Below are 25994 nucleotides of genomic sequence, written 5' to 3'. Positions count from 1 at the left end.
CAAGATACGGCGTTACGCCTTGTGTTTATGACGAAGGACGCCTAGATTCTGGGGAGTCACCGGGTCGCGAGCGGCGCCGTTGTAATATTGTTTCAACCGGCTTTGCCGCGTAGGAGGTTGTAATGGGTAGCATGAGCTTGATCCACTGGCTTATTCTGGCTGCCATTGTCCTGATTTTGTTCGGCGGTCGCGGCAAGATCTCGGACATCATGGGCGACGTGGCCAAGGGCATCAAATCCTTCAAGAAGGGCATGTCCGACGACGAGGCCGCACCTTCGCAGACCGTGAAGACCATCGATTCCCAGCCCGGCGTGACGGTGAGCCCCACCGAGCAGAGCAAGGCGGGCTAAGCAGCGCATCCTGAGGGCAGGATCTCTGTCGGCTCCGTGCCCCGGCACGGAGCGTCTTCTTTCGCCGGACCGGACGCTGCATGTTTGATATCAGCTGGAGCCATATCCTGATTGTCGGCACCGTCGCGGTGATCGTCATTGGCCCCAAGGAACTGCCTGCCACGATGCGTTCGCTCGGACGCGGCGTGAACAAGCTGCGCCGCATGGCCGGTGAGTTCCAGGGGCAGTTCAACCAGGCGCTGAAGGAAGCCAATCTGGAAGACGTGAAGAAGGAGTTCGACACGTTGCGCCAGTCCGCGGCCGCTCTCACAAGCGTGTCCAGCCCCACCGGACTCGCCAGAAACGCCTTGTCTTCCTCGATCTTCAAGGATGACGCCCTTCTCGACACGCCGGTAAGCAGTTCGGCGCTTGCCGCACCTGCCCAAAGCATTACCTCCGTTTCCGACACAGTCTCCGTTCCCGAACATTCGATCGCGGCAGCCAAGCCAGCGTCGCTGGTTGCCGGCCTTGTAGGTGTGGACATTCCATCGGCCTTCGCCCCGCTCGCCGTGTTCAAGCCGTAGATGCACACCCGATGACGACCGAAGACGATATCGACGCCTCCAAGGCGCCGCTTCTTGATCACCTGATCGAGCTGCGCACCCGGCTCATGAAGTCGGGCATTGCCTTTATTGTCTTGTTCGTGCTGGCCTTCGCCGTCTCCCGCTACATCTACAACTTCCTGCTTTGGCCTTACGAATGGGCGGCTTCCACCTTCCCTACGGGGCAGGTAAAGCTGATCTATACGGAACCCCTTGGCTTCCTGTTTACGCAGATCCGGGTTGCCTTCTTCGCGGCCGCTTTCGTTGGCTTTCCGTTCTTTGCCATGCAGATCTACCGCTTCGTGGCGCCGGGTCTCTATCGCCATGAACGGAACGCGTTCCTGCCCTACCTGTTCGCGACCCCTTTCTTCTTCTTCCTCGGCGGCATCCTGGTCTTTTTCGTCGCGATGCCGGCGGTGATGCATTTCGCGCTCGGCATGCAGCAGCTCGGGGGCAGCGGCATCGCCACGATCGAGCTTCTCGCCACGGTGGATGGCTACCTGTCCCTGGTGATGAACCTCATCTTTGCCTTCGGCATCGTCTTCCAGCTTCCGGTCGTGCTGACGCTGCTCGGCCGCATGGGCGTGATCGATTCACAGTTCCTGAAGAGCAAGCGGCGCTATGCCATCGTCATCGTCTTCGCGGTCGCGGCGGTTCTTGCTCCGCCCGACCCGTGGAGCATGATCGCGCTTGCCGTGCCCGGCGTGCTCCTTTACGAACTCTCGATCTATGCGGTCCGGTGGGTCGAGAAGAAGCGCGCGGAGAGCGATGCGGAATCTTCGGAATAGCCGGGCTGTCCTGCTGTCTGTTCTGGAGTTGCATTCATGTATGACGTGAAGTGGATCCGCGATAACCCGGGTCTCTTCGATGAGGGGCGCGCTCGCCGTGGGCTTGAGCCGCTCTCTGCCACCATACTGGAGCTGGACGACAACCGTCGCGCCCTGGTCGGCAGGCTGCAGGCCTCGCAGGAGCGCCGCAATGCCGCGTCCAAGGAAATCGGCCAGGCGATGCAGCAGAAGGACACCGCGCGCGCTGAGGCCCTCAAGGCGGAAGTGAATGCGCTCAAGGCCTCCATGCCTGCGGACGAGGAGGCGCTGCGCACCGCCGACAAGGCATTGTTCGACCAGCTTTCCTCCATCCCCAACCAGCCGCTGGACGATGTGCCGCCCGGTCTGGACGAGCATGGCAATGTCGAGCGCCATCGCCACGGTGTGGCTCGCGCCTATACTTTCGCACCGAAGGAGCACTTCGAGCTCGGCGAAGATCTCGACCAGATGGATTTCGAGACCGCCGCCAAGCTCTCCGGCGCACGCTTCGTCGTGCTGAAGAAGGGGCTGGCCCGGCTCGAACGCGCATTGGGCCAGTATTTCATCAACACCCACACCGGTGAGCATGGGTACACCGAGGTCAATCCGCCACTGCTGGTCCGCGACGAGGTCCTGTTCGGCACCAATCAGCTGCCGAAATTCGCCGAGGACCAGTTCAACGTTCAACCCGGGGGCCTCTGGCTGATCGCCACGGCCGAGATATCCCTGACCAATCTGGTGCGCGAAGCCATAACGCCCGAGGAAGAACTGCCGCTGCGCCTGACGGCGCTCACGCATTGCTTCCGCGCCGAGGCCGGGTCTGCCGGGCGTGACACACGCGGAATGATCCGCCAGCACCAGTTCCAGAAGGTCGAACTGGTTTCCATCACGACACCCGAGCAGAGCCGGGACGAGCATGAGCGGATGCTCGCCTGCGCCGAGGCGGTCCTGAAGGGACTGGATCTTCACTACCGCGTCATGACGCTTTGCGCCGGCGACATGGGATTCGGCGCCCAGAAGACCTATGACATCGAGGTCTGGCTGCCGGGGCAGGGACAATACCGGGAGATCTCGTCCTGCTCCATCTGCGGGGATTTCCAGGCGAGGCGCATGAACGCCCGCACGCGCCCGAAGACAGGCGGCGCGCCCCGCTTCGTGCACACGCTCAATGGATCCGGCGTGGCCGTGGGCCGTGCCCTCGTGGCGGTCTTGGAGAACTACCAGAACGAAGACGGCTCCATTACCGTTCCGGAAGTGCTGGTGCCCTATATGGGCGGCCAGCGGCGCATCGAGAAGGAGTGAAGCGGCGCTCCCTTTTCCGCCGGGCGCAAGGTATCGCAGTTCGATGCCTTGGCCATTTGCGATAATTCACCGCAAGATCGGGAAAGGCCTCGTCGGCGCCACTTTCCTTGTGGCACACTTGGCCTCGACTCAATGGAAGGGGACGAGGCTGGCGGATGCGAATTCTAATTACGAACGACGATGGCATCCATGCTCCAGGTCTCATAACCCTGGAGAAGATCGCCCGCGCCCTGTCGGACGACGTCATCGTCATCGCGCCGGAGACGGACCAGTCGGGCGTCTCGCATTCGCTGTCCCTGTCGACGCCGCTGCGCCTGCGCCGTATCCAGGAGGATCGCTTTGCGGTCAGCGGCACGCCGACGGACTGCGTGCTCATGGGCGTACAGCACGTACTCAAGGGCAAGGCGCCGGACCTGATCCTCTCGGGCGTCAATCGCGGGCAAAACATAGCCGACGACGTCACCTATTCCGGGACGATCGCAGCCGCGATGGAAGGCACGGTGCTCGGCATTCCATCGATCGCCCTAAGCCAGGCCTATGGCATCGGCGGCCCGGATGGGTTGCGCTGGCGGTGTGCCGAACACCATGGGCCCGTCATCGTCCGCAGATTGCTGGCTCATGGCTTCAGCAAGGGCATGCTGTTCAACGTCAATTTTCCTGATTGCGAACCGGAGGAAGTGACCGGCATTTCCGTGACGACTCAGGGGCAGCGGAACTCGGCGCTCGTGGACGTCGTCGAGCGACAGGATTTCCGTGGAGGTCCCTATTATTGGCTGGCGCCACGCCGTGAGAAGCCGCCGCAGATCGAGGGGACCGATCTGTGGGCCATGTTCCAGAAACGCATTTCGGTGACACCGCTGCATCTGAATTTGACGGATGTCGCCGCCCTGCAACGCCTTTCGGATGTTTTCGAAGCGGTATCATGAGCGACTATCAGTCTTTTCTGGATCCCAACGACGAACATGCCCAGGAGATGATGGCTTTCATTCTCCGGCTGCGTTCGCATGGTTTGACGGACCAGAAGGTGCTGAATGCGGTATCGACGCTGCCGCGACCGGTCTTCGTCCTGCCGGAATTTGCCGAGTTCGCCTGGCGCGACCTCGCACTGCCCATCCAGTGCGGGCAGACGATAACCCCGCCCGTCCTGGCGGCGACCATCGCCGAGCGTCTGGATGTCGAGCCGCTGCATCGAGTGCTCGAGATCGGTACGGGCTCAGGATATCTCACCGCGGTCCTTGGCCGCCTCGCCAAGCGGGTGCTGACGCTCGACCGCTGGCGCACCCTGGTTACCGAGGCCGAGGAAAGGCTGCGGGCGGTGACGATTCTCAACGTCACCATGATGGTGGCGGACGGAAGCCTCGGCTGGCGCCAGCAGGCGCCCTTCGATCGCATCGTGACGACCGCCTCGGTGACCGCGGTTTCGGAGGAGCTGCTTGACCAGCTCGCGCTCGGCGGCCGCATGATCGTGCCGATCGGCCCGGAGGGTGGCGAGCAGCAGTTGACCTTGATCACGCGCGACGCCGAAGGTTTCCATTACCTGCCGATGATGGAGATTCGCGCAGCGGCCATGTTGCCGGGCGTTGCCGACAGGTTGTGAACGGCACAAAGAGCTCTCCGAGCCAGCAATCCGCATTATCGATTCCCTTAATGGGGCGGCGAGTCGCCCCCCAAGCGCAGCTATTGTGCGGGTCACTCTAGGGAATCGATGGCGAAATCTTGGCTGGTCGTCGCGACGCGGCTGGGACTGGAGCCTCCCCTCATCGGCAAGCTGTATGGTCCAAGCCCAAGGGCTCACCCCTTGGGACAGTCCCCCAAATCCTTTTCTTTCCAAAATGTTAGCGGATTTCTGAAGGGCACCTGTCACGGCATGGGGCAGGGCCTCGCGGGGCTCGAATGGTAAAACTTTGGCTTAATTACGTCCGCCCTTTAAGGCGTTGTTTACCCCAATAGAGGCTTAATCACCCTGTCCTTTTTCAAGCGTGGGTGTGAGCGTCCTATGCGTTTCCCGATCGAATTGATCCGTTCGCGCCACTTGTCGCGCGTTGCGGTTATCGCCCTGGTGGCCGGCCTCGCAGCAAGCTGCAGCGACAACTCGCGGTTCTCATCGAACCCGTTCTCCAACCCCTTCACGGATGGGACGGCGGGCAGCCAGGTTGCCTATGCGCAGCCGCAACGCCAGCCCGCATACCAGCAATCGTCCGGCTATGACTCCGACTATACCGTGAACACGGTGCCGGCATCGCGGCCGATCGCATCGCAGCCGCTGCCTCCTGTGGGTTCTGTTGCCCAGCGGAGCGCCCCGCCCGCACGGTATGGCAGCGCCCGCAGCGAGCAGCCCATCGTGACGGGTGCAATTTCGACACCGTCACCGCAGATCGGCGGCTTCAAGGCCGGCGGTTGGACTGCGACAGGCGGCACGCCGGTTACAGTCGCTGACGGAGAAAACGTCAACACGCTCTCCAATCGCTACGGCGTTCCATCGGATGCGATCATGAAGGTGAACGGCCTGACCAGCCGCAATCTCACGCCGGGCCAGCAGGTCGTCATCCCCGTGTACAACGCCACGCAGCGGGCGCCCGAAGCCGGAGACACCCACTTCGTCAGCACGGACCAGCCCTATCCCGGTGATACGGCGGCCGAGGCACGCGGAAGTGTGGGCGAAGTGAAAATTCGCCCGGTTGCAACCAGACCCGCCTTCGCCAAACCGGCAGCGACAACGGTTGCCTCCCAGAGCAATGTCCATGTCGTCAAGCCCGGCGAGACTCTTACCTCGATAGCACAGGCCTATGGCACCACCCGTCCGCGCCTCGCCAAGGAAAACGGCCTGGATGAGTGGGCAACGGTGAAGATCGGCCAGAAGCTCGTCGTGCGAGGAACAGCCCGGCCTGCCGCGGCTCCGACGGCTGCGGCGACCGACCCGGTCACCGCGGAGATCGCCGACAATCGTCCGCCGCGCGACGTGCCGGTCGCCACCCGCATCACCACAGTGCGTCCGATCGCCGTGGCTCCGAAACCCGTTGCAGCCCCAAAGCCGGTGCAGACGGCAAAGTCTCAGCCGGTCAGGACGCCGGTGAAAGCGGTGGCCGCGACCCAGCCGGTGAAGACCACGACGGTGAAGCCCGTGCAGACGGGTGCCGCCAAACCCGTCGCGGCGAAGCCAACGCAGGTTGCGAAGGCGCCGACCACCGAGGTCAAGACCAAGCCCGTGCAGGTCGCCGCGGCCAAGCCGGCCGATCCTGCGAAGGCTGCCAAGTTGAAGGCCGAAAAGCTCGCTGCGGCCAAGCCCAAGGTTAGCGCTGTGAAGACGCAACAGGTTGCCCAGGCGCCGTCCATGAAGCTGCCGGAGGATCAGCCTGCGCCGACTTCCACCGGCACGATAACACCGGTCCAGGCCAATTCTCCCGCCGCTGCGCCTGCGGAACCCGCGAGGGACGCCAGTCAGTCCGGCAATCCGGAGTTCCGGTGGCCGGTGAAGGGACGCATCATCCAGAGCTTCGGCCAGAACAGCGACGGCATCAACATTTCGGTGCCAGAGGGTACCGAGGTCAAGGCAGCCGAGGATGGCGTGGTCGCGTATGCGGGCAGCGAGCTCAAGGGTTACGGCAACCTGATCCTCATACGTCATGCCAATGGCTATGTGACAGCCTACGGTCATGCCAAGGAACTCGACGTGAAGAAGGGCGACACCGTCAAGCGTGGCCAGACCATCGCGACGGCAGGGCAGACGGGCAACGTGACCTCGCCACAGGTCCTCTTTGAAGTCCGCAAGGGCGCTGCGCCGGTCGATCCGACCAAGTACCTCTCCGGCACCTGATTTTCACAGAATCTGCTTCTCCGCGAGACCCCGAAGCAGCTTGAGTGGCCCGACAGCGATGTTGGGCCACTTTCTATTTGTCGGCAGAATAGTTCTGGATCATTTTGGCCGGTGCCCGATGGGAGGGGGCGATCTTATTGCCCCGGGGGCAAATGGTCGTCGACCCTCCTCGCATCGAGCCTGCCCGAGACATGTTTCAGGAGATTTCAGCGAATGGAATTGCGCACGATTGGCACATCGGGCTTGCGCGTGTCCGTGGTCGGGCTCGGCTGCAATAATTTCGGACGGCGCAACGACCAGGATGATACGCGTCTCGTCGTCGGGAAAGCCCTCGATGCCGGCATCACTTTTTTTGATACGGCCGATGCCTATGGCGGGGATCTCGGCAGGTCGGAGGAATTCCTTGGTCGAGCCCTGGGCACACGCAGGAGGGATATCGTCCTCGCAACCAAGGTCGGCCTCCCGCTTTCTCCCGAAAGCCGGCTGCATGGAGGCTCGCGCCAATATGTCATCACCGCCGTGGAGGCGAGCCTCAAGCGGTTGGGTACCGATTGGATCGACCTCTACCAGCTTCACAGGCCCGATCCCTTGACGCCGATCGAGGAGACCCTTCGCGTCTTCGACGACCTCATCCGCCAAGGCAAGGTGCGCTATGTCGGCTGCTCGAACCTGCCGGCCTGGCAGGTGGTGGAAGCGCAATGGATCTCGCGCCAGCTTGGCCTCGAACGGTTCATTTCCATCCAGGACGAGTACAGCTTGCTGGTGCGCGACCCCGAGCGCGAATTGCTGCCCATGGCAGCGGCTCACGGGGTCGGCCTGCTGCCCTATTTTCCCCTGGCAGGCGGCCTGCTCACCGGTAAATATTACAGGGACCGGCCTCTGCCCGATGGCGCACGGCTCAATGTCCGCGGCACCCACTATGGTGATCGATTCATCAACGACCGCAATTGGGCCGTGGTGACGGAATTGCAGGCCTTCTGCGAGGCACGCGGCAAGAGCCTGCTCGAACTCGCCTTCAGCTGGCTCGCAGCGAACCCCGGCATTTCGAGCATCATTGCCGGTGCCACCAGCCCCGAGCAGGTCGAGGCCAATGTGTCGGCCGTGAACTGGACGTTGACGCCCGACGACCTGAAGGAAATCGACCGCCTCACCGGGCAGGGCAAGGCCTGATCGACAGGCGGAGCGCGGATCCCGTCATGCCCGGAGACAAGCCCGGCCCCGACAGGAGGCCGGAGCCGTCATCCGAGGGTCTTGCCGAGACGCCCGGCGAGATCCTGGACGTACTGCCAGGCCGTACGGCCCGAGCGGGCGCCGCGCGTGGTCGCCCATTCGAGGGCCTCGGCCCGCATCGTATCGCGATCGAGAGACAGGCCGAAATGATCGGCGTAGCCATAGACCATGTCGAGATAATCATCCTGGCTGCAGCGGTGGAAGCCAAGCCAGAGGCCGAAGCGATCGGAGAGCGATACCTTCTCCTCCACGGCCTCCCCGGGATTGATCGCCGTCGAGCGCTCATTGTCGATCATGTCGCGCGGCATCAGGTGGCGGCGGTTCGACGTGGCATAGAAGATCAGGTTCTCCGGGCGCCCCTCCACGCCGCCTTCCAGAGCGGCCTTGAGGGACTTGTAGGAGGTATCGTCGCTGTCGAAGGACAGGTCGTCGCAGAATACGATGAAACGATGGGGTGAACGGCGCGTGAGGTTCATCAACTCCGGCAGGCTCTCGATATCCTCGCGATGGATCTCGATCAGTTTGAGCGTGCCGCCTACCTTGGCGTTGATGTCCGCATGGGCGGCCTTGACCAGCGACGACTTGCCCATGCCGCGGGCGCCCCACAGCAAGGCATTGTTGGCCGGCAGGCCGCGGGCGAAGCGCTCGGTATTGTCGACGAGCAGATCCCGCACGAGGTCGATGCCCTTGAGTAGGGGCATGGCGACCCGGTTCACCTTGGGTACCGGCTGCAGATATTTCTCGCTCGCCTGCCAGACGAACGCCTCGGCGGCATCGAAATCCGCACGAACGGCGGCGGGCGGGGCGAGACGCTCGAGCGCATCGGCGATACGAGAGAGGAGGGCGGGCAATTCGGCAGCGGAAATTTCGGACATGGCAACCAGATGAAGAAAAAGGCGGGGCAATTCCTGTAGCGCGCGGGAGACGCCCTGAAAAGGCGCAGATCGTCTGCCAAACCATAGCCTGTGTGGCGACCGCGATTCGATGCCCGCAGCGCGATGGGACGCCCCGGACAGGCCGTTGCGCATGAAATTTTTGTCATTTCACCGGCCGCCTGTCAGGTAGTCCATGACAAGGACCCTCGCCCGGCACGCCCCATTCGAGCCGGAAGCGGGAGAAACGGTCGTGCGTGAGCCTGGAATACTGACTTCTTTCGCTATTCGCGGGGGTCCGTCCGCATCGTGGCTGAAACGCCATTTCGCCCCGCAAATTAGCGCGTTTCGTTTGCTTTCGAACGCTGGATCACTATAGTCCGGCGCGAATTTGCGGCCGGCTTGCCCGGCCGCTTCCCTTGAGAGGCGACCCAGATGTTCACGACTCCGGCCTTTGCCCAGGCAGCCCAGGGCGGCGGCGATCTCTTTTCCACCCTCGGCAGTACCCTGCTGCTGCCGATCGCGATGTTCGTGATCTTCTACTTCCTGCTGATCCGCCCGCAGCAGCGGCGTGCAAAGGAGCAGGCGGCGGCGCTCAAGGCCATTCGCCGCGGGGATACCGTCGTGCTGACCGGTGGCCTGGTAGGCAAGGTCACCAAGGCAGTCGAGGGCGAAGCCGACATCGAGGCCGAGATTGCCGACGGCGTGCGCGTGAAGGTGGTTCGCGATATGGTGGCCAGCGTCCGTTCCAAAACCGAGCCCGTCAAGAAGGCGGAAAACGCCTGAGGCAGGGCGGAGGCAAGCGCCTCATCTTTTCGTCTGGATTCTACGACACGATACCAACAGACCGAGGGCGGGCCGGCAAACATCTCTGCCGGTGTCCTGGGTAAGGCCTGTTAAGGCTCGGACTGTTCAGCCATGCTGCATTTCTCTCCCGGCAAGACCGCCGCGGTTCTCCTCACCTTGCTGATCGGCCTCTGGCTGGCCGCACCCAACCTCATGCCGGTGAGTTGGCGCAATGCCATGCCGACCTGGCTGCCCCACAATGCGCTTACGCTCGGCCTCGACCTTCAGGGCGGGTCTTACTTCCTGCTCGAGGTCGACAAGAACGCCGTGCTGCGCGAACAGGTCGCCAGCCTGCGCGGGCAGGCTCGCCAGTTGTTGAGCGACAACAAGATCCGCAGCCAGGCAGCATTGCAGCCTCGCGGCATCCTCGTGACCCTGCCGAACCCGGACGACACCACGAGGGCCACCGAACTGCTGCAGGCACTGGGCAATCCGGCCGACGGCAACCTGTTCGGCGGCGGCACCCGCACGGCGACGATCAACTCGAATACGCTGGGGCAGATCGCGATCAGCCTGACGGACGAAGGCCTGCGCGAGCGCATGAATCGTATCATGCAACGCTCCGTCGAAATCGTCGGCAACCGCGTCAACGGCACGGGCGTGGTGGAACCGATCATCCAGCGTCAGGGTGAGGACCGCATCGTCGTGCAGTTGCCGGGCCTGAAGGATCCCGATCGCTTCAAGGAATTGCTCGGAAAGACCGCCAAGCTCGAGTTTCGCCTGGTGGACCTCAGCATGTCCGTGCAGCAGGCGATGGCTACCCGTCCTCCGGTCGATTCGGAAATTCTGCCGGCACAGGACGGAACCCAGAACTTCCTGATCCAGGATCAGGTGATGGTAGCCGGCGACGAACTTACCGATGCCCAGGCAAGCTTCGATCAGAACACGCGCGAGCCGGTGGTTTCCTTCCGCTTCAATACCAACGGCGCCAAGCAGTTCGCCCGCGTCACGACCGAGAACGTCAACAAGCCCTTTGCGATCGTGCTCGACGGCAAGGTGCTCTCGGCTCCCGTGATTCGCGAGCCGATCACCGGTGGATCGGGACAGATCTCCGGCAGTTTCACCTCCCAGTCGGCGCAGGACCTGGCGCTGCTGTTGCGCTCGGGCGCCCTCCCGGCTCCGATGACCGTGGTGCAGGAGCAGACCGTTGGCCCCGGCCTCGGCGAGGCTGCGATCCATGCGGGTGAAATGGCGGCCCTCGTCGGCTCCCTGCTCGTCATCGCCTTCATGATCGCGAGCTACGGACTGTTCGGCATCATCGCCTCGGTCGCCGTGGCCCTCAACGTCGGCCTGATCTTCGGCCTGCTTTCGCTGCTCGGCGCCACGCTGACTCTCCCGGGCATCGCGGGCATCGTGCTTACGGTAGGCATCGCGGTCGATTCAAACGTGCTGATCTACGAACGCATCCGTGAGGAAGTGAGAGCAGGGCGTACGGTGCTGATGTCGCTCGATGCAGGCTTCGCCCGGGCGCTCGCGACCATCCTCGATTCCAACATCACCACCTTCATCGCCGCCGCCGTGCTCTATTTCGTCGGCACGGGCGCGGTGAAGGGCTTCGCGGTGACGCTGGGCATCGGCATCATCACCACGGTGTTCACCGCTTTCACGGTCACGCGCCTGCTGGTTTCCTGGTGGTATCGCGGGGTCAAGCCTCGTTCCATCCCGATCTGATTAATTGATGGAGTGAGCGCGGTGCGCCATCTTCGCATTGTTCCCGACAACACCAAATTCGGCTTCATCCGTTTCCGGCGCTTCAGCTTCCCGACTTCGGCGGTCCTGTCGATCCTGGCGCTGGTGCTGTTCTTCACGCATGGCCTGAACTACGGCATCGATTTCAAGGGCGGCATCGCCCTGGAGATCACGGCCAAGTCAGGCCAGTCGGATGTCCTGGCGATTCGCAGCCAGCTCGAACCGCTGCAGCTGGGTGAAATCCAGATGCAGGAATTCGGCAACAAGGGGCAGGTGCTCGTACGGGTTGCCCAGCAGCCCGGCGGCGACAAGGCACAGCAGGACGCTGCCGAACGGATCAAGACCACGCTGGGCGAGGCCTATCAGTTCGACAGCATTCAGGTCATCGGCCCCAGCGTCTCCCAGGAACTCGTGACCGTCGGCACCGTGGGCATCTTCGTCGCGATCCTGGGCATCCTGATCTATCTGTGGTTCCGCTTCGACTGGCAGTTCGCCGTCGGCGCCATGATTGCCAACGTGCACGACATCGTGCTCACCATCGGCTTCATGTCGGTGACGCAGATCGACTTCGATCTCACCAGCGTGGCGGCTCTCCTCACCATCCTGGGTTATTCGCTCAACGACACCGTGGTCATCTATGACCGCATCCGCGAGCTGCTCCGCAAGTACAAGAAGAAGCCGATGGACGAGTTGCTCGACGAATCCATCAACGCCACCCTGTCACGTTCGGTCATCACGCACGTCACCGTGGCCCTTGCCTTGCTGGCCCTGTTGATCTTCGGCGGCCACGCCATTCACAGCTTTACCGCGACCATGCTGTTCGGCGTGGTGCTGGTCGGCACCTACACCTCCATCTTCATCGCCTCGCCGGTGCTGATCTATCTCGGCCTGCGGCCGGGCAGCCATGAGGGGCAGGCTGCGGGGGCCAGGGACGGTCAATTCGACGCCCGGGCAGCGGAGTAAGCGTCATGGCGGAAGCCGAGCGGCGCTTTCTACCCCGCGTTGCGCCGATCGATGCCTATGGCGAGGATGGCTTTCGCTTTGCGGAAATGTCCCATCGCGGTTCGCTGCTGTGCCTGCCCTCCGGCATGCATGCATGGCCGATAACCAGTCCGGCCGAGTTTTCCGAACAGGCCTTCGAACCGGTCTATGCGGAGGCTGACCGGATCGAGATCCTGCTGATCGGCACGGGCAGGGACATCGCCTTCTTTCCCGAAAAGCTGCGTTGGCGGTTTCGGGATCTGAAGATCGCCCTTGACGTGATGCCGACGGGGGCCGCAACCCGAACCTGGAACGTCCTGCTTGCGGAGGACCGGCGGGTCGCCGCCGCCCTGATCGCCACGCCATGAGCCTCACGCAGGCAAACAGCAACGACAGCGTCAGCAACGAGGGCTATTGCGCCGGCTTGCTGCGCGAGCATGATCGAGACCGCTGGCTGGCCTGCCTGTTTGCGCCGGAGCAGCACCGCCGCGCGCTCACGGCGCTCTATGCCTTCAACATCGAGATCGAGCGTATCAGGGACGTGGTATCCGAGCCTTTGCCTGGCGAGGTTCGCCTGCAATGGTGGCGAGACCTCATCGAGGGGCAAGCCCGGGGCAATGCCTCCGGCCACCCGGTAGCTGCCGAGCTCATCTCGGCGATCGAGCGCTATCGGCTGCCTGCGTCCGCACTCTCGGCGCTGATCGACGCGCACACCCACGACCTCTATGACGACCTCCTGCCGACCGTGGGGGATCTCGAAGGCTACTGCGGCGAGACGAGTTCGACCCTGTTCCGCCTGGCCAGCCTCATTCTTGCCGATGGCGGGGACGCCGGCACCGCGGATCAGGCCGGCCATGCAGGCGTCGCCTACGGCATTGCAAGCCTGATGCGGAATGCAGCGCGCCATGCCGCGCGCGGACAGATCTTCGTACCCGCCGACATCGTGATCAAGCACGGCAGTGCCCGAGAGGACCTTTTGAACGGTCGGAACACGCCCGAGCTGAGCACCATGATGACCGAGTTTGCGGGCCTTGCCCTGAAGCACCAGGATATCGCCGAAAACCTGCTCTCGGCTGTGCCCGGCACCGTCGTTCCGGCCTATGTCGGCCTCGCCCTGGTCCGGCCCTTGCTCAGGCGGATGACGAGACCCGGCTTCGATCTGTTCCGCATGCGAGCGGAACCTGCCCAGTGGTTGCGGCAATGGCATCTGTGGCGTTTCGCCCGGCGGGCCGGCAGAAGGCCGGGCGGTGGCGCGCCCTAGACCTGCGGCCGCTCCTCCTCGCCTGCAGCCGCGTTCTTCCAGGCTTCCAGATCCTGCAAGGCCCTGGCGCTCATGGCGCGTTTTTTGGCGTGCGTCTTCTCGGTGCCACGCAGACGCTTGCCGTCCTCGCTCTTCGGCGTGAAATCGAGCGGTGGGAAAAGGCCGAAATTGACGTTCATCGGCTGGAAGGAGCGCGGGCCGGCCTCCTCGCTGACGATATGGCCGCCGGTGATGTGATTGAGCAGCGCGCCGAGTGCCGTCGTTACCGGAGGGGGAGAGGGTACACGGCCGAGGCGTTCGGCCGCCGCGAAGCGCCCGGCCATCAGACCCACGCCCGCACTTTCGATATATCCCTCGCAGCCGGTTATCTGCCCTGCGAAACGCAGGCGCGGCATCGACTTCAGGCGAAGCGTCGAATCGAGCAGTACAGGCGAATTGAGGTAGGTATTGCGGTGCAGGCCCCCGAGACGGGCAAACTCGGCATTCTCCAGCCCCGGTATCATGCGGAACACCCGCACCTGCTCGGCATATTTGAGCTTCGTCTGGAAGCCGACCATGTTGTAGAGCGTGCCGAGAGCGTTGTCCTGGCGAAGCTGGACGATGGCGTAGGATTTGACCTGCGGGTCACGCGGATTGGTGAGGCCGACAGGCTTCATCGGCCCGAAACGCAATGTCTCGCGCCCACGTTCGGCCATGATCTCGATCGGCAGGCAGCCGTCGAAATAGGGCGTGCCTTCGAACTCCTTGAATCCGGTCTTGTCGCCGGCGATCAGGGCATCGAGGAACGCCTCGTACTGCTCCCTCGTCATCGGGCAGTTGATATAGTCGGCGCCGGTGCCACCGGGGCCGGGCTTGTCGTAGCGCGACTGGAACCAGGCGATGTCCATATTGACGGAATCGCGGTGCACGATAGGCGCGATGGCATCGAAGAAGGCCAGCGACGTCTCTCCGGTCAGGGCGGCCACGGCCGCCGCCAGCGGCTGGGAGGTGAGGGGCCCCGTGGCGATGATGACATTGTCCCAATCGGAAGGCGGGAGCGTCTCCACATGCTCGCGGCGAACCTCGATCAGGGGATGGCTGCCGAGCCGTGCGGTAACCTCGGCGGAGAAGCCGTCGCGGTCGACGGCAAGAGCACCGCCGGCAGGCACCTTGTGCCTGTCCGCGCTGGCCATGATAACCGAATCGAGACGGCGCATCTCTTCGTGCAGCAAGCCCACCGCGTTTGTCTGTGCATCGTCGGAGCGGAAGGAATTGGAGCAGACGAGCTCCGCGAAATCCGAGGTCTTGTGGACTTCCGTCGGCTGTACCGGTCGCATCTCATGCAGAATGACGGGTACGCCCGCCTGTGCCAGCTGCCAGGATGCCTCGGAACCGGCGAGACCACCGCCTATGATGTGTACAGGTGCAATTGTCATGAGGGCTCTTTAGAGCATCGAGCGCCTCGGTCCAAAGCAAAAAGCCGCCCGGGACGGGCGGCTCTGCCGAGGGCGATATCGCAATCCGTCCGCCTCATCCGCCCGGAATGGGGTGGACGGCGACGTCGCCGGAGGGGCGCGTCACTACCTGCGGAAGATCCAGGCAGGCTTTTTAGTTCCCTGGACGGGAGCACGTTTTCCGAAACACCGCTGCAGAAGATTGCGCGCGGGCGGCGTCTCCAGAGCAATAGACAGCCAGGCCGAATCGCGCGCCCAGCCTTACATCCAAAAAAACACAAGCATTTCGCAATTCGTGGCGGTTCCGCCTGGAAGCAAAAATGCTCTGAACTGCACCAATGAGCGCATGCCGGGGGCATGCGGCTCATTGGTATCAATCGGCGCCGGTTAGGCGCGGGCTGCCTGACGCGCAATCGCGCGAACGTCGGCAGGGTTAATACCGATGTCGGTCAGATCGCGTACGTTCAGGCGCTTGAGCTCGGCCAGCGTCTCGCGCTCACGGCGCCAGATGCGGACACGTTCGATCAAAGCAGCGAACAACATGATAAGGTTCCTTCTTCGTGAACCAGGCACATGAAGGAGAATTCTTCAGCGCCGCTCACAAACCCTATATGCCCCTTTAAATCCCTTCGCGCTAGATGCTGCACTGCACAACGATCATGCGATAAATGCATATCAAATGGAAAAATAGCGTCGATAATGTTCATTATTTCGAACATTCCGCATTAGTATTGCAAATTTGTCATATCTTAAGAAGTCGTAAACGACGGTGCCGTTCCAGGCAGCCAAAGCACGGGCGCTTTTCGAGATAGGGCAGCGGGTGACGGTCCCATAGGCGGGCGCCTGCCAGCAAGATGCCGCGTGCCGTCGATTCATTGCGACGGCATCTACCACCGAGGCATGAAACGCATCGACGCATCGTGTCCATGACGACGACCATCACAGCGCCGTCACGCCAGTCGTGACATTCTTCGTCATACATCGGCGCAAACGTCTGGATATCAGGGAGAAGTTCCTCGTAAATCAAAAGACGATCGAGCAGTAACGAATTATAATTCGAAATATACGCATATAAAGTCTTGATGATATCCAATAAATTATAATTTATACATCGATAAAATATAAGTTTTATTTGAACGAAATTAAAATTAAACACAACGCCTTAGTAAAATATCGTCGATATTACGCTACGTAATTCAAATATAAGTATTTTGGAGGCGAGAATCGTCCTGTGTCAAACACAATGCGCTCGAAAGCAGGGTGCTGATACGAATTCATTACGGCGTACCAACAAATGGTAGGGGACCCATGTCTTGTTCCGCGTTGAAGATTCGCCGTTCCCAACTAAAATGCCATGTCGTCGTGATTTGATTGAAGAATTCAAGGTAGCCGGGGATTGCGTGTTCCTCTGGTGCTTTCGATCACAACGGTCGGGCAGGTAAGACGTTACACAAGAACGGGCGAAGCTCGGTTCGGAGCTGGCAAGAACCGAAATCTGCCGGGGGATTTATGAACGAAGTCTACACAAACTTCAGCGCCATCAATTTGCCGATGTTCATCGTCACGTGGCTCACATTCTTCGCGACGGCGATCGTGTGTTTCGCGCTCCAGTTCCGGTTCAGCGGCGAATATACTGGCCTGATGGGCTTCGTACGTTACTGCTTTCCATTCGACGAATGGCAGAAGAAGACTTCGACGATCGATGTCGTCATGTACCTCGCCTCCAAGTTCATGAAAGCCATATACGGTGTCAGCGAAACCGTGTGCGCCACCTTCATCGCGCTGTCAGTAGAGGCTGGGCTTTCCTATCTGTTTCCAGACTTCAGGCCGATGGCCTTTGGCTACGGGACCATCATCGTCTGTTCGCTGATAATCTTCGTCGTCAACGATTTCATGATCTTCTACACCCACTACCTTCAGCATTTCGTGCCGGTCTTGTGGGAATTGCACAAGGTCCATCATTCCGCCACCTTCCTGAACCCGGCAACGACGGATCGTACCCATCCCGTCGGCAATCTGTTCGATCTCCTGTGCGCAGCCTTCATGGTGGGCATCACCATGGGCGTGATGGGTTTCCTTTATGGTTTCAGTATTCCCGATCTTCTGGTCCTGTTCTTCAACGCCAAGATCCTGGGCTCGATCGTCATCCTGAATGTTCTGAGGCATTCCCATTTCCCGGTCAGCTTCGGGCCATTCGACCGGTTCCTGCTCAGCCCGCACATGCATCAACTGCATCACAGTTCCCAACTCCAGTACTGGGATAAGAATTTCGGCGACAAACTTTCGATCTGGGACTGGTTCTTCGGCACAGCTATCATACCCGCCAGGAACGAGACATTCATATATGGGCTCGGGAAACCGGAGGAGGAAGAGTACAACGACGTCTCGGGAGCCTATCTCCTGCCCATGATAAAGATCTGGAGGCTTGTCGTGCGCAATTCGAAGTCGGCACTGTCTCCGCAGGCGGCTGGGCGACGCTGGGCAACGCTGGGCGAGGGCACACTCTGGCGCGAACCAGGCGACGACAGCGTCTACCCGGTCCCTCCGGCAGCGGTCCCGAAGCCGGTTGAGACGCAAGCCGTGCCGATGGCGCAGGCGGTCCACAAGCGGGCCTAGCCGCCGGCGCGACAGCGGGCATGTCGATCCCGGCCGACGTCATGTTATCCGACATCTTTTGCCCACTTTGGTGTGCCAGCAGTGTCGTTACGGCAGCGGGTCAGTGCTTCCCCGTTTCGAGCCTCGTCCCTGAGGAAATCTCGTCCGGCATCGAAGCCCGCAACTCGCCTTCAGGCAAGGGCATGTAGAATGAGTGACGTCCTGATCGATCCCCCCTTCAAGACGAGCAAGGACTACCTGCTGGTTTCCCGCATCGGGCGGAAAAGCCTGCACATGCGCTGGCTCGCCACCGCGGACGACAGAAATTTCGACGTCTTCCTGAGTTGCTATGACGTAACAGTCCCCGTGACGGCGGGCGAGGGCATCCGTTTCGAATACAGGCCGGGCAAGAAGGTCGCCGGTTACGCCGGCTTCATGAAGGAATACGCTTCGCTGCTGCGCGATTACAAATATATCTGCTTCTTCGATGAAGATATCGACGTGGATGCGGCGACGATCGCCGGCGCTTTCGATCTTTGCAGGCAGCACAACCTCAAGATTGCCCAACCGGCACTGACCTGGGACAGCCATTTCACGTTCGCGGCGCTGCTGCAGCAGCCGGGGTTCGATCTGCGCTACATCAACTATGTCGAGATGATGTGTCCATTCTTTCGGCAGGACATCCTGGAACGCGTCGCCCCCCTCTATTCGCTCGGCTTCGAGAGCGGCATTGATCTCGTCTGGTGCAATCTCGTAAGCGAAAGCCCCCGGGATTGCGCCGTCATCGACCGCTTTCCGGTGAGGCACACCGAGCCGGTGGGAGGCAACAAGGCGGCCAACGGTTTCGTTGGCGGGCGCATCTACGAAGACGACATCTACGCCGTCCTGAAAATGTTTAAGCTGCCATGGTTGAGAACCGTGCCGTTTGGCGGCATCGAGCATTCGGGAAGGCAGACGACCAGCCGCCTTCAGCTGTTTCTCACCGCCATTCCACTGCTGGGGGCCATCTCGCAGCAGAAGCCCTTCAGGTGGCGGCTGCGCGCTGTGATGGTCTATCTCTACCACCTGCTCCTCGGGCCGGCCGCCAACATCAAGGTCAGTCTTCCCGGGCATTCGCAGCGGGGGCCGACGTTACCGCCCCGTCCAACGCCTCTACGCCGGATAGAGACGGTCGCGAACTCGGCTTTTGGCGGGTCGTCACCCCGGCCACCGGCGACATCGCGATAGCCAAATAAAAAGCCGCCCGAAGGCGGCTTGTCATCGATCCGTCGAGCGGATCCTACGTCGAACTCCCGATCAAGCGCGGGCGGCGGCGCGAGCGATCTCACGGATCTCGCTGGCGTTGATGCCGATATCGGCAAGGTCACGAGCGTTCAGGCGCTTGAGCTCGGTCAGCGTCTCGCGCTCACGGCGCCAGGCGACAACACGTTCAATCAAAGCAGCGAACAACATCTTCCTATCCTCGAGAGATTTTCCGGCCCCTCGGCATCGGAAACATCTCTACCTTTCTAGTGATCGCATTCTCTTCACGCCCGGCGGCAGCCGCCTTGCTCGAAAATGCGCTTGTGAACTTCGTTTCAGCGTCTCCGTTCATGGCCATTTATATAAATGAATCGATTTACGCGAGGTAGATACCGAACCTCTCGGCAGATATGCAGAAACGCATGGCACGGAGCTTGGGTCGCTCGTAAAAGCCAAAAAAACACCATAATGCACAATAGCTATGCATCCGCATGCATAGCTATTGGCTCATTCGGCAGCTACCCCCCGCCGTCCCTGAGGGCGCCGCTCCATCACCTCGCGCAGGAAGCGGCCGGTATGGGAGCGCGGCTCCCGGGCAATCTGCTCGGGCGTGCCCTGCGCCACCACTTCGCCGCCGCCATCGCCGCCTTCCGGCCCCATGTCGATGACCCAGTCCGCCGTCTTGATCACTTCGAGATTGTGCTCGATCACCACGACCGTATTGCCCTGCTCGACGAGTTCGTGAAGCACTTCGAGCAACTTGGCGACGTCGTGGAAATGCAGACCGGTGGTAGGCTCGTCCAGGATATAGAGCGTACGGCCGGTCGAGCGGCGCGCCAGTTCCTTGGATAGCTTCACGCGCTGCGCTTCGCCGCCCGACAGGGTGGTGGCCTGCTGCCCCACCTTCACATAGCCAAGCCCCACGCGCGCCAGCGTCTCCATGGTGTTGCGGATCGTCGGCACGGCCTTGAAGAACTCGGCCGCCTCATCGACGGTCATGTCGAGCACATCGGCGATCGACTTGTTCTTGAAGCGCACGTCGAGCGTCTCGCGATCGTAGCGTTTGCCCTTGCAGACGTCGCAGGTGACATAGACGTCCGGAAGGAAATGCATCTCGATCTTGATGACGCCGTCGCCCTGGCAGGCCTCGCAGCGGCCACCCTTGACGTTGAACGAGAACCGCCCCGGCTGGTAGCCGCGCGCCTTGGCCTCGGGCAAACCCGCGAACCACTCGCGGATCGGCGTGAAGGCGCCGGTATAGGTGGCCGGGTTCGAACGTGGTGTGCGGCCGATCGGCGACTGGTCGATGTCGATGACCTTGTCGATAAGTTCCAGTCCATCGAGCTTGTCGAAGGGGGCAGGGTGCTCCAGCGCCCCGTTCAGCCGCCGCGCCACGGCCTTGTAGATCGTATCGATAAGGAGCGTGGACTTGCCGCCTCCGGAAACACCCGTGACGCAGGTGAACAGCCCGAGCGGCACCTCCACCGAGACGTCCTTCAGATTGTTGCCGCGCGCGCCGGAAAGCCTGAGGGTCTTGCCCTTCTGACGCCGGCGACGCTCGGCCGGCATCGGCACGGACAATTCGCCGGTCAGGTACTTACCGGTCAGGGATGCCGGATTGGCCATGATCTCGGCAGGCGTTCCCTGTGCCACGACCCGACCGCCATGCACGCCGGCCCCCGGCCCAACGTCCACGACATAGTCGGCCTGCAGGATGGCATCCTCGTCATGCTCCACCACGATGACCGTGTTGCCGAGCTCACGCAGGCGCCGCAAGGTTTCCAGCAGGCGCTCATTGTCCCTCTGGTGCAAGCCGATGGAAGGTTCGTCGAGCACGTACAGCACGCCCGACAGACCGGAACCGATCTGCGAGGCGAGGCGGATGCGCTGGCTCTCGCCGCCCGAAAGCGTGCCGGAATTACGCGCCAGCGTGAGGTAGTCGAGACCGACATCGACCAGGAAGCGCAGTCGCTCACGGATCTCCTTGAGAATGCGGATCGCGATCTCGTTGCGTTTGGCGTCGAGCCTGGCGGGGAGCTCCTCGAACCAGGTCTGCGCCTGGCGCACGGACATGGTCGAGACATGGCCGATATGGTTGTCGGCAATCTTCACAGCCAGCGCCTCGGGCTTGAGGCGGAAGCCCGCGCAAGCCTTGCAGGGCGTATTCGCCATGAAGCGGCCAATGTCCTCGCGGGCCTGTTCGGAATCTGTCTCCTTCCAGCGCCGCTCGAGATTGGTCACCACGCCTTCGAAGGCCTTGCGGGTCTCGTAGGAGCGCAGGCCGTCGTCAAAGGAAAACAGGATCTGCTCCTCTCCCGAACCATAGAGGAAGACCTGCTGCACCTTCTCCGGCAAGTCCTTCCACGGCGTGGTCACGCCGAACTTGTAATGCCGGGCGAGGGCGTCGACCGTCTGGTTATAGTAAGGACTGGTCGATTTGGCCCAGGGAGCGAGGGCGCCCTTGCGCAGCGACAATGTCTCGTCCGGAACCGCCAGCATGGGGTCCACGGTCATCTCGGTGCCCAGACCGTCGCAGGAAGGGCAGGCGCCGAAGGGATTGTTGAAGGAAAACAGGCGTGGTTCGATCTCCGGGATGGTGAAGCCGGAGACCGGGCAGGCGAATTTCTGGCTGAACATCACGCGCCGAGGCGAGCCATCCTCCTCCTTCTGGTCGGCAAGCTCCACCACGGCGATACCGTCGGCGAGTTCCAGCGCCGTCTCGAAGGAATCGGCAAGGCGCGCCGCGATGTCGGCTCGCACGACGATGCGGTCGACCACCACGTCGATGTCGTGCTTGAGCTTCTTGTCGAGGGTAGGCGCGTCGGCGATCTCGTAGAAGGAACCGTCGATCTTCACGCGCTGGAAGCCGCGCTTGAGGAAATCGGCCAGTTCCTTGCGATACTCACCCTTGCGGCCGCGCACGACGGGCGCGAGCAGGAACAGCCGCGTTCCCTCCGGCATCGCCATGACGCGGTCCACCATCTGGCTGACGGTCTGGCTTTCGATCGGGAGGCCGGTCGCCGGCGAATAGGGAATGCCGATGCGGGCCCAGAGCAGGCGCATATAGTCGTAGATCTCGGTGACCGTGGCCACCGTCGAGCGGGGATTGCGCGAGGTCGTCTTCTGCTCGATGGAAATGGCTGGCGAGAGACCGTCGATCTGGTCGACATCTGGCTTCTGCATCATCTCCAGGAATTGGCGCGCATAGGCGGACAGGCTCTCGACGTAGCGCCTTTGACCCTCGGCATAGATGGTATCGAAGGCGAGCGAGGACTTGCCCGATCCCGACAGGCCCGTGAATACCACGAGCTTGTCGCGCGGGATCTCGAGATCGACGTTCTTGAGATTGTGTTCACGGGCGCCGCGGACGGTGATGAAGCGGCGATCGGCGAGCGATGGAACAGCGCTGCCGGAGGTGGGGCGGCCAGACATTCAGACGATCCTGTGGGCTTTGGCGCTGAGATAAGCGTTCTGGCCCGAAAATTGAAGGAGGAGGTGAGAAAACACAAGAACAATTCATGAACTTTTCCGCAGATTTTTGCGGCACCACGAAATCGGATGAGCTATGCAGCCCCGATGATCGAGATTACACCGACCCTGTTCATCGACGAGCGCGAGATCGATGAGGACTTCGTGCGCTCCTCCGGCCCCGGCGGACAGAATGTCAACAAGCTGTCCACGGCGGTGCAGTTGCGCTTCAATATCCGGACCTCGCCCTCGCTGCCGAACGAGGTTGCCATCCGAGCCCAGAAGCTGGCAGGCAAGAGGCTGACCCAGGACGGGGTGGTGGTGATCGTCGCCCAGCGCTTCCGTACTCAGGATCGCAATCGCGAGGATGCCCGTGAGCGCCTCGTGGCACTGCTCCGTGAAGCCGCCACGCCGCCACCGCCACCACGCAGGGCCACGAAGCCATCGAAGGCCGCGAAGGCCCGCCGCCTCGAGTCGAAATCCCGGCGCTCCAGCGTGAAATCGTTGCGAGGGGGAAAGATCTCGACGGACTGATCGCAGGAAGAATGCGACGGCCCTTGCCGGACCTCCGCGATCAGGCCGTGATCAGCGCCTTCACCTCTGCCATCGTCTCCGCGATATGATCGGCGCCTGCCGCAACGAGCGCCTCCTCGCTGGGGGGCATGTGATGAAGCCCGCCGACGAAGCCGACCGCCGTCATGCCCGCCGCTTTCGCGGCCTTGATGCCGACGACGCTGTCCTCCACCACGACCGTGGCGGAAGGATCGGCGCCCATGGTCTTGGCAGCATACAGGAAGAGGTCCGGCGCCGGCTTGCCGCGAGCGACGAGCTTCGAGCAGAAGACATTCGGATAGAGCAACTCAAAAAGATTGGTGACGCTCAGGCCGAGCCCCAGCTTCGCGGGCGGGCTGTTGGAGGCCACGCAATAGGGAATGGCGAGCGTTTCCAGGACCTCCCGCACGCCGGGAATCGGATCGAGACGCGTGAGATAGGCGGTACGCAACATGTGGGCGGTGGTCTGGGCATGGTCGTGAGGCAACTTCAACCCGAAATCCTCTTCGAAGCGCTTCTCGAGCGCCTCCTGGGTGAGGCCAAGGAAACGCTGCATGACGTCTTCTGCCGTCACCTTGGCGCCGAGACTGCACAAGGCTTCTGCCTCGACCTGGGCTGAGAGGATTTCGCTATCGACGAGAACGCCGTCACAATCAAAAATCACCAGAGAAAACGACATTCAAACCGCCCGATGCGAGGAAAGCTGTGAGGTGCCCGCACGCGGCGTTGCTGTCAAGCTGCAAGCCGCGGCGGGGCAGACATTCGATCCGCAAGCGGGAATGATGCTGCGACAGAGGACCGGCGGTCCTGTGCCTACCCGACAGGACATTCAGGCTTCAGTGGCGGTGGATAGGGTCGATCCAGCGCACGGTCTCCGGCTTCTCGACGGGTTCGATGTCGAGATTGATGGCGACGGCCTCGCCGTCGCTGCGCACGAGGACGCATTCGAGGACTTCATCCGGATTGGCGTTGATCTCCTGGTGAGGCACGTAGGGCGGAACATAGATGAAGTCCCCCGGGCCGGCCTCGGCGACATATTCGAGGTGCTCGCCCCAGCGCATCCGGGCGCGCCCCTTCACAACATAGATCACGCTTTCGAGATGACCGTGGTGATGGGCACCGGTCTTCGCGTTGGGATGAATGGTGACGGTTCCTGCCCAGATCTTCTGGGCGCCGACGCGGGCGAAGTTGATAGCCGCCTTTCGGTCCATGCCGGGAGTCTGCGCCGTATTCGGGTCGAGTTCCCCGCCTGGTATGACGCGCACGCCGTCATGTTTCCAACGATGATCGTGATCTTCGGTCATGATGCCTCCGGCCCTTGCCTTGCGATGATGGCGCGCCACGCCGATATCCGGCAAGCTCTTTCGCGATTCGCACCGGAAAGCTGAATGCCTGCCGAACAAGACCTCAGCCGCGACGAGATCTGGATGCGCCGGTCCGCTCTCCACTACCTCGGCCAGCGAGCCACCAGCACCGCCAATCTCAGGCAGGTCCTGCAGCGGCGCGCGCGCCGCAGGCTCGGCGCCGACGTCGATGCGGAAACCATGATCCAACGAACGATCGCCTACTGCGTCAGCCATGGCTTCGTGGACGATATGGCCTTCGTGGAGGCACGCGTCCATGCCGGCCGCAGCCGAGGCCTTTCGATGCGTCGCATCGCCACGACCCTCAAGAGCAAGGGAGTCGACGCGGCGCTGGTCGCCGAGGCCTTCGACACCGACGACCGGGACGAGATTGAAGAGAGGGCCGCGGCGCGCCTTGCCCAGCGCAAGCGAATCGGACCCTGGCGACGCCCGGGCCGCGACCATGACGTCGAGAAGGAAATCGCCATGCTGGCGAGGGGCGGATTTGCGGTTTCGCTGGCAAGGCGCATCATCACAGGCGATACTGGGGAAGTCGAAGCGCTTTTAGAAATCTGAGACGGAAGAGAGCCATTGCGCGGGACGGCGCGGGATGGTCTTGTACGACAAACCTTTCGTACCTCTTCCTGGATTGCACATGTTCGACGTTCTCTGGCGCTCGGTGGCTATCGGCATCGGCGCGACCATTCTCATGGATCTCTGGGCCGTCATCCTCTACAAATTCTTCGGGCAAGGCCTGCCGAACTGGGCGCCCGTGGGGCGATGGTTCTGGCATCTTCAGTATGGCAAGGTTTTTCACGACGATATCGGCCAGGCGGCGCCATACGAGCATGAACTCGCCCTTGGCTGGATCGGCCACTACGTCGTCGGCATCCTCTACGGCATCCTGCTGGTGATCGTCGCGGGCACGTCCTGGCTTGACGCACCCACCTTCATCCCGGCGTGGATCGTCGGAATCGTCACCGTGGGCGCCGGATGGTTCCTGCTGCAACCAGGCCTAGGCATCGGATGGGCGGCGTCCAAGACGCCGAATCCCAACAAGGTGCGCTTTCTCAACCTCGTCGCTCACACCGTGTTCGCGATCGGCCTGTGGGGTACGGCGCTGCTCATCCGCTGACGAGCGGATGCTTTCCTTAGACATCGCGCCAGGAAGCAAACATCGCGGCCTGGCCTTGTCGCCTGCCTTCGGCATCCAGCAGTTCCCAGACGACGGCGTTCTCGATGACGAAGCGCCGCCCGGACTTGGCGATCCGGACGCCGCTGTAGTCGCTGATGAAGCCCTGCCTTTTGACGATATCGAGCAGGCGCTGGCGTTCCTCGCGATTGGGCAATTCGGCGGAAAGGCGCGAGGGGAGGGAAGTCAACTCCTCCCAATCATATTCAAAACAACGCTGTACCGCCTTGTTTCCATAGATGAATATCGGATCGTCTGCGGTATTGTGGGCAAGGACGCAAAAAGGCGCGCGCTCGTAAAGCCATCCGGCCCGATCGGCGTGCCCTGCGGGAATCAGGGGAGCGCCCAAGAGGCGCGTGAAGCTGCTGTCGAGGAGGGCGGTAAAAGCGGGATCAACGTAGAAAGGGGAAGGGGACATGGAAGGCGATCCAAGGCAA

At 62.0% G+C, this 25994-nt stretch carries 26 protein-coding genes; 18 read left to right on the top strand and 8 right to left on the bottom strand.

The genetic code is table 11. The features are described 5' to 3' along the window. The first annotated feature begins 122 nt into the window (after nt 1-122). The 8 genes from AC6H34_RS24120 to AC6H34_RS24085 all read left to right on the top strand — a co-directional run bounded on the left by AC6H34_RS24120 (nt 123) and on the right by AC6H34_RS24085 (nt 8023). A complete protein-coding gene (locus AC6H34_RS24120) occupies nt 123-350 on the top strand; it encodes a twin-arginine translocase TatA/TatE family subunit (protein WP_448147486.1) in 228 nt (75 codons plus the stop codon). A gap of 80 nt (nt 351-430) precedes the next feature. Next, nucleotides 431-913, top strand: a complete 483-nt coding sequence (gene tatB, locus AC6H34_RS24115; protein WP_497540478.1) for a Sec-independent protein translocase protein TatB — start codon at nt 431-433, stop codon at nt 911-913. An 11-nt stretch (nt 914-924) separates the two neighbouring features. Further along, on the top strand, nt 925-1719 hold the full coding sequence (gene tatC, locus AC6H34_RS24110) for a twin-arginine translocase subunit TatC (RefSeq protein ID WP_497540477.1): 795 nt from the start codon (nt 925-927) through the stop codon (nt 1717-1719). Nucleotides 1720-1755: 36 nt separating this feature from the next. Further along, complete coding sequence (gene serS, locus AC6H34_RS24105) at nt 1756-3039, top strand: serine--tRNA ligase (RefSeq protein ID WP_497540476.1); 1284 nt, start codon at nt 1756-1758, stop codon at nt 3037-3039. 155 nt (nt 3040-3194) lie between these two features. Continuing rightward, nucleotides 3195-3965, top strand: a complete 771-nt coding sequence (gene surE, locus AC6H34_RS24100) for a 5'/3'-nucleotidase SurE (RefSeq protein ID WP_497540475.1) — start codon at nt 3195-3197, stop codon at nt 3963-3965. Beyond that, nucleotides 3962-4636, top strand: a complete 675-nt coding sequence (locus AC6H34_RS24095; RefSeq protein ID WP_448147481.1) for a protein-L-isoaspartate(D-aspartate) O-methyltransferase — start codon at nt 3962-3964, stop codon at nt 4634-4636. Before surE ends, AC6H34_RS24095 begins: the two co-directional genes overlap by 4 nt. Before the next feature lie 399 nt (nt 4637-5035). Beyond that, nucleotides 5036-6853 carry a peptidoglycan DD-metalloendopeptidase family protein gene (locus AC6H34_RS24090; RefSeq protein WP_497540474.1) on the top strand — a complete coding sequence of 606 codons (1818 nt, stop codon included), beginning with the start codon at nt 5036-5038 and terminating at the stop codon, nt 6851-6853. A gap of 213 nt (nt 6854-7066) precedes the next feature. Then, on the top strand, nt 7067-8023 hold the full coding sequence (locus tag AC6H34_RS24085; RefSeq protein ID WP_497540473.1) for an aldo/keto reductase: 957 nt from the start codon (nt 7067-7069) through the stop codon (nt 8021-8023). A gap of 68 nt (nt 8024-8091) precedes the next feature. On the opposite strand, the gene AC6H34_RS24080 is transcribed toward AC6H34_RS24085, so the two are convergent. Beyond that, a complete protein-coding gene (locus tag AC6H34_RS24080) occupies nt 8092-8958 on the bottom strand; it encodes an ATP-binding protein (protein ID WP_497540472.1) in 867 nt (288 codons plus the stop codon). A gap of 432 nt (nt 8959-9390) precedes the next feature. Here AC6H34_RS24080 and yajC point away from each other — a divergent pair, with 432 nt between their 5' ends. The 5 genes from yajC (at nt 9391) to AC6H34_RS24055 (ending at nt 13732) form a co-directional block, all read left to right on the top strand. Continuing rightward, the gene (gene yajC / locus AC6H34_RS24075) at nt 9391-9741 is read left to right on the top strand and encodes a preprotein translocase subunit YajC (RefSeq protein WP_448147477.1); all 351 of its coding nucleotides are present in this window, start codon (nt 9391-9393) and stop codon (nt 9739-9741) included. A gap of 132 nt (nt 9742-9873) precedes the next feature. Next, complete coding sequence (secD, locus tag AC6H34_RS24070; protein ID WP_497540471.1) at nt 9874-11472, top strand: protein translocase subunit SecD; 1599 nt, start codon at nt 9874-9876, stop codon at nt 11470-11472. Between the two features lie 21 nt (nt 11473-11493). Beyond that, nucleotides 11494-12453: a protein translocase subunit SecF gene (gene secF / locus AC6H34_RS24065; RefSeq protein WP_448147475.1), complete on the top strand. Its 960-nt coding sequence runs from the start codon at nt 11494-11496 to the stop codon at nt 12451-12453. A gap of 5 nt (nt 12454-12458) precedes the next feature. Continuing rightward, nucleotides 12459-12839, top strand: coding sequence for an Mth938-like domain-containing protein (locus AC6H34_RS24060; RefSeq protein ID WP_497540470.1), 381 nt, complete (start codon nt 12459-12461; stop codon nt 12837-12839). Continuing rightward, nucleotides 12836-13732: a phytoene/squalene synthase family protein gene (locus AC6H34_RS24055; RefSeq protein ID WP_497540469.1), complete on the top strand. Its 897-nt coding sequence runs from the start codon at nt 12836-12838 to the stop codon at nt 13730-13732. The genes AC6H34_RS24060 and AC6H34_RS24055 overlap by 4 nt, the downstream gene beginning before the upstream one ends. Here AC6H34_RS24055 and trmFO read toward each other — a convergent pair. Both trmFO and AC6H34_RS24045 read right to left on the bottom strand, forming a co-directional pair. Continuing rightward, nucleotides 13729-15147 (bottom strand): methylenetetrahydrofolate--tRNA-(uracil(54)-C(5))-methyltransferase (FADH(2)-oxidizing) TrmFO, encoded by a 1419-nt coding sequence (gene trmFO, locus AC6H34_RS24050; RefSeq protein WP_497540468.1) that lies wholly within the window; start codon nt 15145-15147, stop codon nt 13729-13731. The two genes, AC6H34_RS24055 and trmFO, sit on opposite strands and share 4 nt — an antisense overlap. A 405-nt stretch (nt 15148-15552) precedes the next feature. Continuing rightward, entirely contained in the window at nt 15553-15708 is a 156-nt protein-coding gene (locus AC6H34_RS24045; protein ID WP_497540467.1) for a YjiS-like domain-containing protein, read from the bottom strand. A 966-nt stretch (nt 15709-16674) separates the two neighbouring features. Here AC6H34_RS24045 and AC6H34_RS24040 point away from each other — a divergent pair. Further along, nucleotides 16675-17781, top strand: a complete 1107-nt coding sequence (locus AC6H34_RS24040) for a sterol desaturase family protein (protein ID WP_448147470.1) — start codon at nt 16675-16677, stop codon at nt 17779-17781. Between the two features lie 189 nt (nt 17782-17970). Next, on the top strand, nt 17971-18987 hold the full coding sequence (locus AC6H34_RS24035; RefSeq protein WP_448147469.1) for a DUF707 domain-containing protein: 1017 nt from the start codon (nt 17971-17973) through the stop codon (nt 18985-18987). A 69-nt stretch (nt 18988-19056) separates the two neighbouring features. Here the strand turns inward: AC6H34_RS24035 and AC6H34_RS24030 are convergent, their stop codons facing one another. Further along, entirely contained in the window at nt 19057-19212 is a 156-nt protein-coding gene (locus tag AC6H34_RS24030; RefSeq protein WP_448147468.1) for a YjiS-like domain-containing protein, read from the bottom strand. A gap of 297 nt (nt 19213-19509) precedes the next feature. Further along, the gene (gene uvrA, locus AC6H34_RS24025; protein ID WP_497540466.1) at nt 19510-22434 is read right to left on the bottom strand and encodes an excinuclease ABC subunit UvrA; all 2925 of its coding nucleotides are present in this window, start codon (nt 22432-22434) and stop codon (nt 19510-19512) included. Between the two features lie 126 nt (nt 22435-22560). Between uvrA and arfB the strand changes: the two genes are divergently transcribed. Beyond that, the gene (gene arfB / locus AC6H34_RS24020; RefSeq protein ID WP_448147466.1) at nt 22561-23004 is read left to right on the top strand and encodes an alternative ribosome rescue aminoacyl-tRNA hydrolase ArfB; all 444 of its coding nucleotides are present in this window, start codon (nt 22561-22563) and stop codon (nt 23002-23004) included. A 40-nt stretch (nt 23005-23044) separates the two neighbouring features. On the opposite strand, the gene AC6H34_RS24015 is transcribed toward arfB, so the two are convergent. Then, on the bottom strand, nt 23045-23701 hold the full coding sequence (locus tag AC6H34_RS24015; protein WP_497540465.1) for an HAD family hydrolase: 657 nt from the start codon (nt 23699-23701) through the stop codon (nt 23045-23047). A gap of 157 nt (nt 23702-23858) precedes the next feature. Further along, nucleotides 23859-24326 (bottom strand): cupin domain-containing protein, encoded by a 468-nt coding sequence (locus AC6H34_RS24010; protein WP_448147464.1) that lies wholly within the window; start codon nt 24324-24326, stop codon nt 23859-23861. A gap of 84 nt (nt 24327-24410) precedes the next feature. Between AC6H34_RS24010 and AC6H34_RS24005 the strand changes: the two genes are divergently transcribed. Then, nucleotides 24411-24941 (top strand): regulatory protein RecX, encoded by a 531-nt coding sequence (locus tag AC6H34_RS24005; RefSeq protein ID WP_497540464.1) that lies wholly within the window; start codon nt 24411-24413, stop codon nt 24939-24941. A 79-nt stretch (nt 24942-25020) separates the two neighbouring features. Further along, nucleotides 25021-25500 carry a DUF2938 domain-containing protein gene (locus AC6H34_RS24000; RefSeq protein ID WP_448147462.1) on the top strand — a complete coding sequence of 160 codons (480 nt, stop codon included), beginning with the start codon at nt 25021-25023 and terminating at the stop codon, nt 25498-25500. 16 nt (nt 25501-25516) lie between these two features. Here the strand turns inward: AC6H34_RS24000 and AC6H34_RS23995 are convergent, their stop codons facing one another. Then, nucleotides 25517-25975 (bottom strand): MEKHLA domain-containing protein, encoded by a 459-nt coding sequence (locus tag AC6H34_RS23995; RefSeq protein ID WP_497540463.1) that lies wholly within the window; start codon nt 25973-25975, stop codon nt 25517-25519. Nucleotides 25976-25994: the final 19 nt, after the last annotated feature.

It is taken from the genome of Labrys sp. ALF-8, from assembly GCF_059699065.1.
Note: the sequence above shows the minus strand (reverse complement) of the source record. Positions and strands in the feature narration are given on the sequence as shown.

Excerpts from the sequence above, each read along its gene's own strand:
- AC6H34_RS24120 (WP_448147486.1), top strand. The coding sequence starts at position 123 with ATGGGTAGCATGAGCTTGATCCACTGGCTTATTCTGGCTGCCATTGTC.
- tatB (WP_497540478.1), top strand. The coding sequence starts at position 431 with ATGTTTGATATCAGCTGGAGCCATATCCTGATTGTCGGCACCGTCGCG.
- tatC (WP_497540477.1), top strand. The coding sequence starts at position 925 with ATGACGACCGAAGACGATATCGACGCCTCCAAGGCGCCGCTTCTTGAT.
- serS (WP_497540476.1), top strand. The coding sequence starts at position 1,756 with ATGTATGACGTGAAGTGGATCCGCGATAACCCGGGTCTCTTCGATGAG.
- surE (WP_497540475.1), top strand. The coding sequence starts at position 3,195 with ATGCGAATTCTAATTACGAACGACGATGGCATCCATGCTCCAGGTCTC.
- AC6H34_RS24095 (WP_448147481.1), top strand. The coding sequence starts at position 3,962 with ATGAGCGACTATCAGTCTTTTCTGGATCCCAACGACGAACATGCCCAG.
- AC6H34_RS24090 (WP_497540474.1), top strand. The coding sequence starts at position 5,036 with ATGCGTTTCCCGATCGAATTGATCCGTTCGCGCCACTTGTCGCGCGTT.
- AC6H34_RS24085 (WP_497540473.1), top strand. The coding sequence starts at position 7,067 with ATGGAATTGCGCACGATTGGCACATCGGGCTTGCGCGTGTCCGTGGTC.
- AC6H34_RS24080 (WP_497540472.1), bottom strand. The coding sequence starts at position 8,958 with ATGTCCGAAATTTCCGCTGCCGAATTGCCCGCCCTCCTCTCTCGTATC.
- yajC (WP_448147477.1), top strand. The coding sequence starts at position 9,391 with ATGTTCACGACTCCGGCCTTTGCCCAGGCAGCCCAGGGCGGCGGCGAT.
- secD (WP_497540471.1), top strand. The coding sequence starts at position 9,874 with ATGCTGCATTTCTCTCCCGGCAAGACCGCCGCGGTTCTCCTCACCTTG.
- AC6H34_RS24060 (WP_497540470.1), top strand. The coding sequence starts at position 12,459 with ATGGCGGAAGCCGAGCGGCGCTTTCTACCCCGCGTTGCGCCGATCGAT.
- AC6H34_RS24055 (WP_497540469.1), top strand. The coding sequence starts at position 12,836 with ATGAGCCTCACGCAGGCAAACAGCAACGACAGCGTCAGCAACGAGGGC.
- trmFO (WP_497540468.1), bottom strand. The coding sequence starts at position 15,147 with ATGACAATTGCACCTGTACACATCATAGGCGGTGGTCTCGCCGGTTCC.
- AC6H34_RS24045 (WP_497540467.1), bottom strand. The coding sequence starts at position 15,708 with ATGTTGTTCGCTGCTTTGATCGAACGTGTCCGCATCTGGCGCCGTGAG.
- AC6H34_RS24040 (WP_448147470.1), top strand. The coding sequence starts at position 16,675 with ATGAACGAAGTCTACACAAACTTCAGCGCCATCAATTTGCCGATGTTC.
- AC6H34_RS24035 (WP_448147469.1), top strand. The coding sequence starts at position 17,971 with ATGAGTGACGTCCTGATCGATCCCCCCTTCAAGACGAGCAAGGACTAC.
- AC6H34_RS24030 (WP_448147468.1), bottom strand. The coding sequence starts at position 19,212 with ATGTTGTTCGCTGCTTTGATTGAACGTGTTGTCGCCTGGCGCCGTGAG.
- uvrA (WP_497540466.1), bottom strand. The coding sequence starts at position 22,434 with ATGTCTGGCCGCCCCACCTCCGGCAGCGCTGTTCCATCGCTCGCCGAT.
- arfB (WP_448147466.1), top strand. The coding sequence starts at position 22,561 with ATGAGCTATGCAGCCCCGATGATCGAGATTACACCGACCCTGTTCATC.
- AC6H34_RS24015 (WP_497540465.1), bottom strand. The coding sequence starts at position 23,701 with ATGTCGTTTTCTCTGGTGATTTTTGATTGTGACGGCGTTCTCGTCGAT.
- AC6H34_RS24010 (WP_448147464.1), bottom strand. The coding sequence starts at position 24,326 with ATGACCGAAGATCACGATCATCGTTGGAAACATGACGGCGTGCGCGTC.
- AC6H34_RS24005 (WP_497540464.1), top strand. The coding sequence starts at position 24,411 with ATGCCTGCCGAACAAGACCTCAGCCGCGACGAGATCTGGATGCGCCGG.
- AC6H34_RS24000 (WP_448147462.1), top strand. The coding sequence starts at position 25,021 with ATGTTCGACGTTCTCTGGCGCTCGGTGGCTATCGGCATCGGCGCGACC.
- AC6H34_RS23995 (WP_497540463.1), bottom strand. The coding sequence starts at position 25,975 with ATGTCCCCTTCCCCTTTCTACGTTGATCCCGCTTTTACCGCCCTCCTC.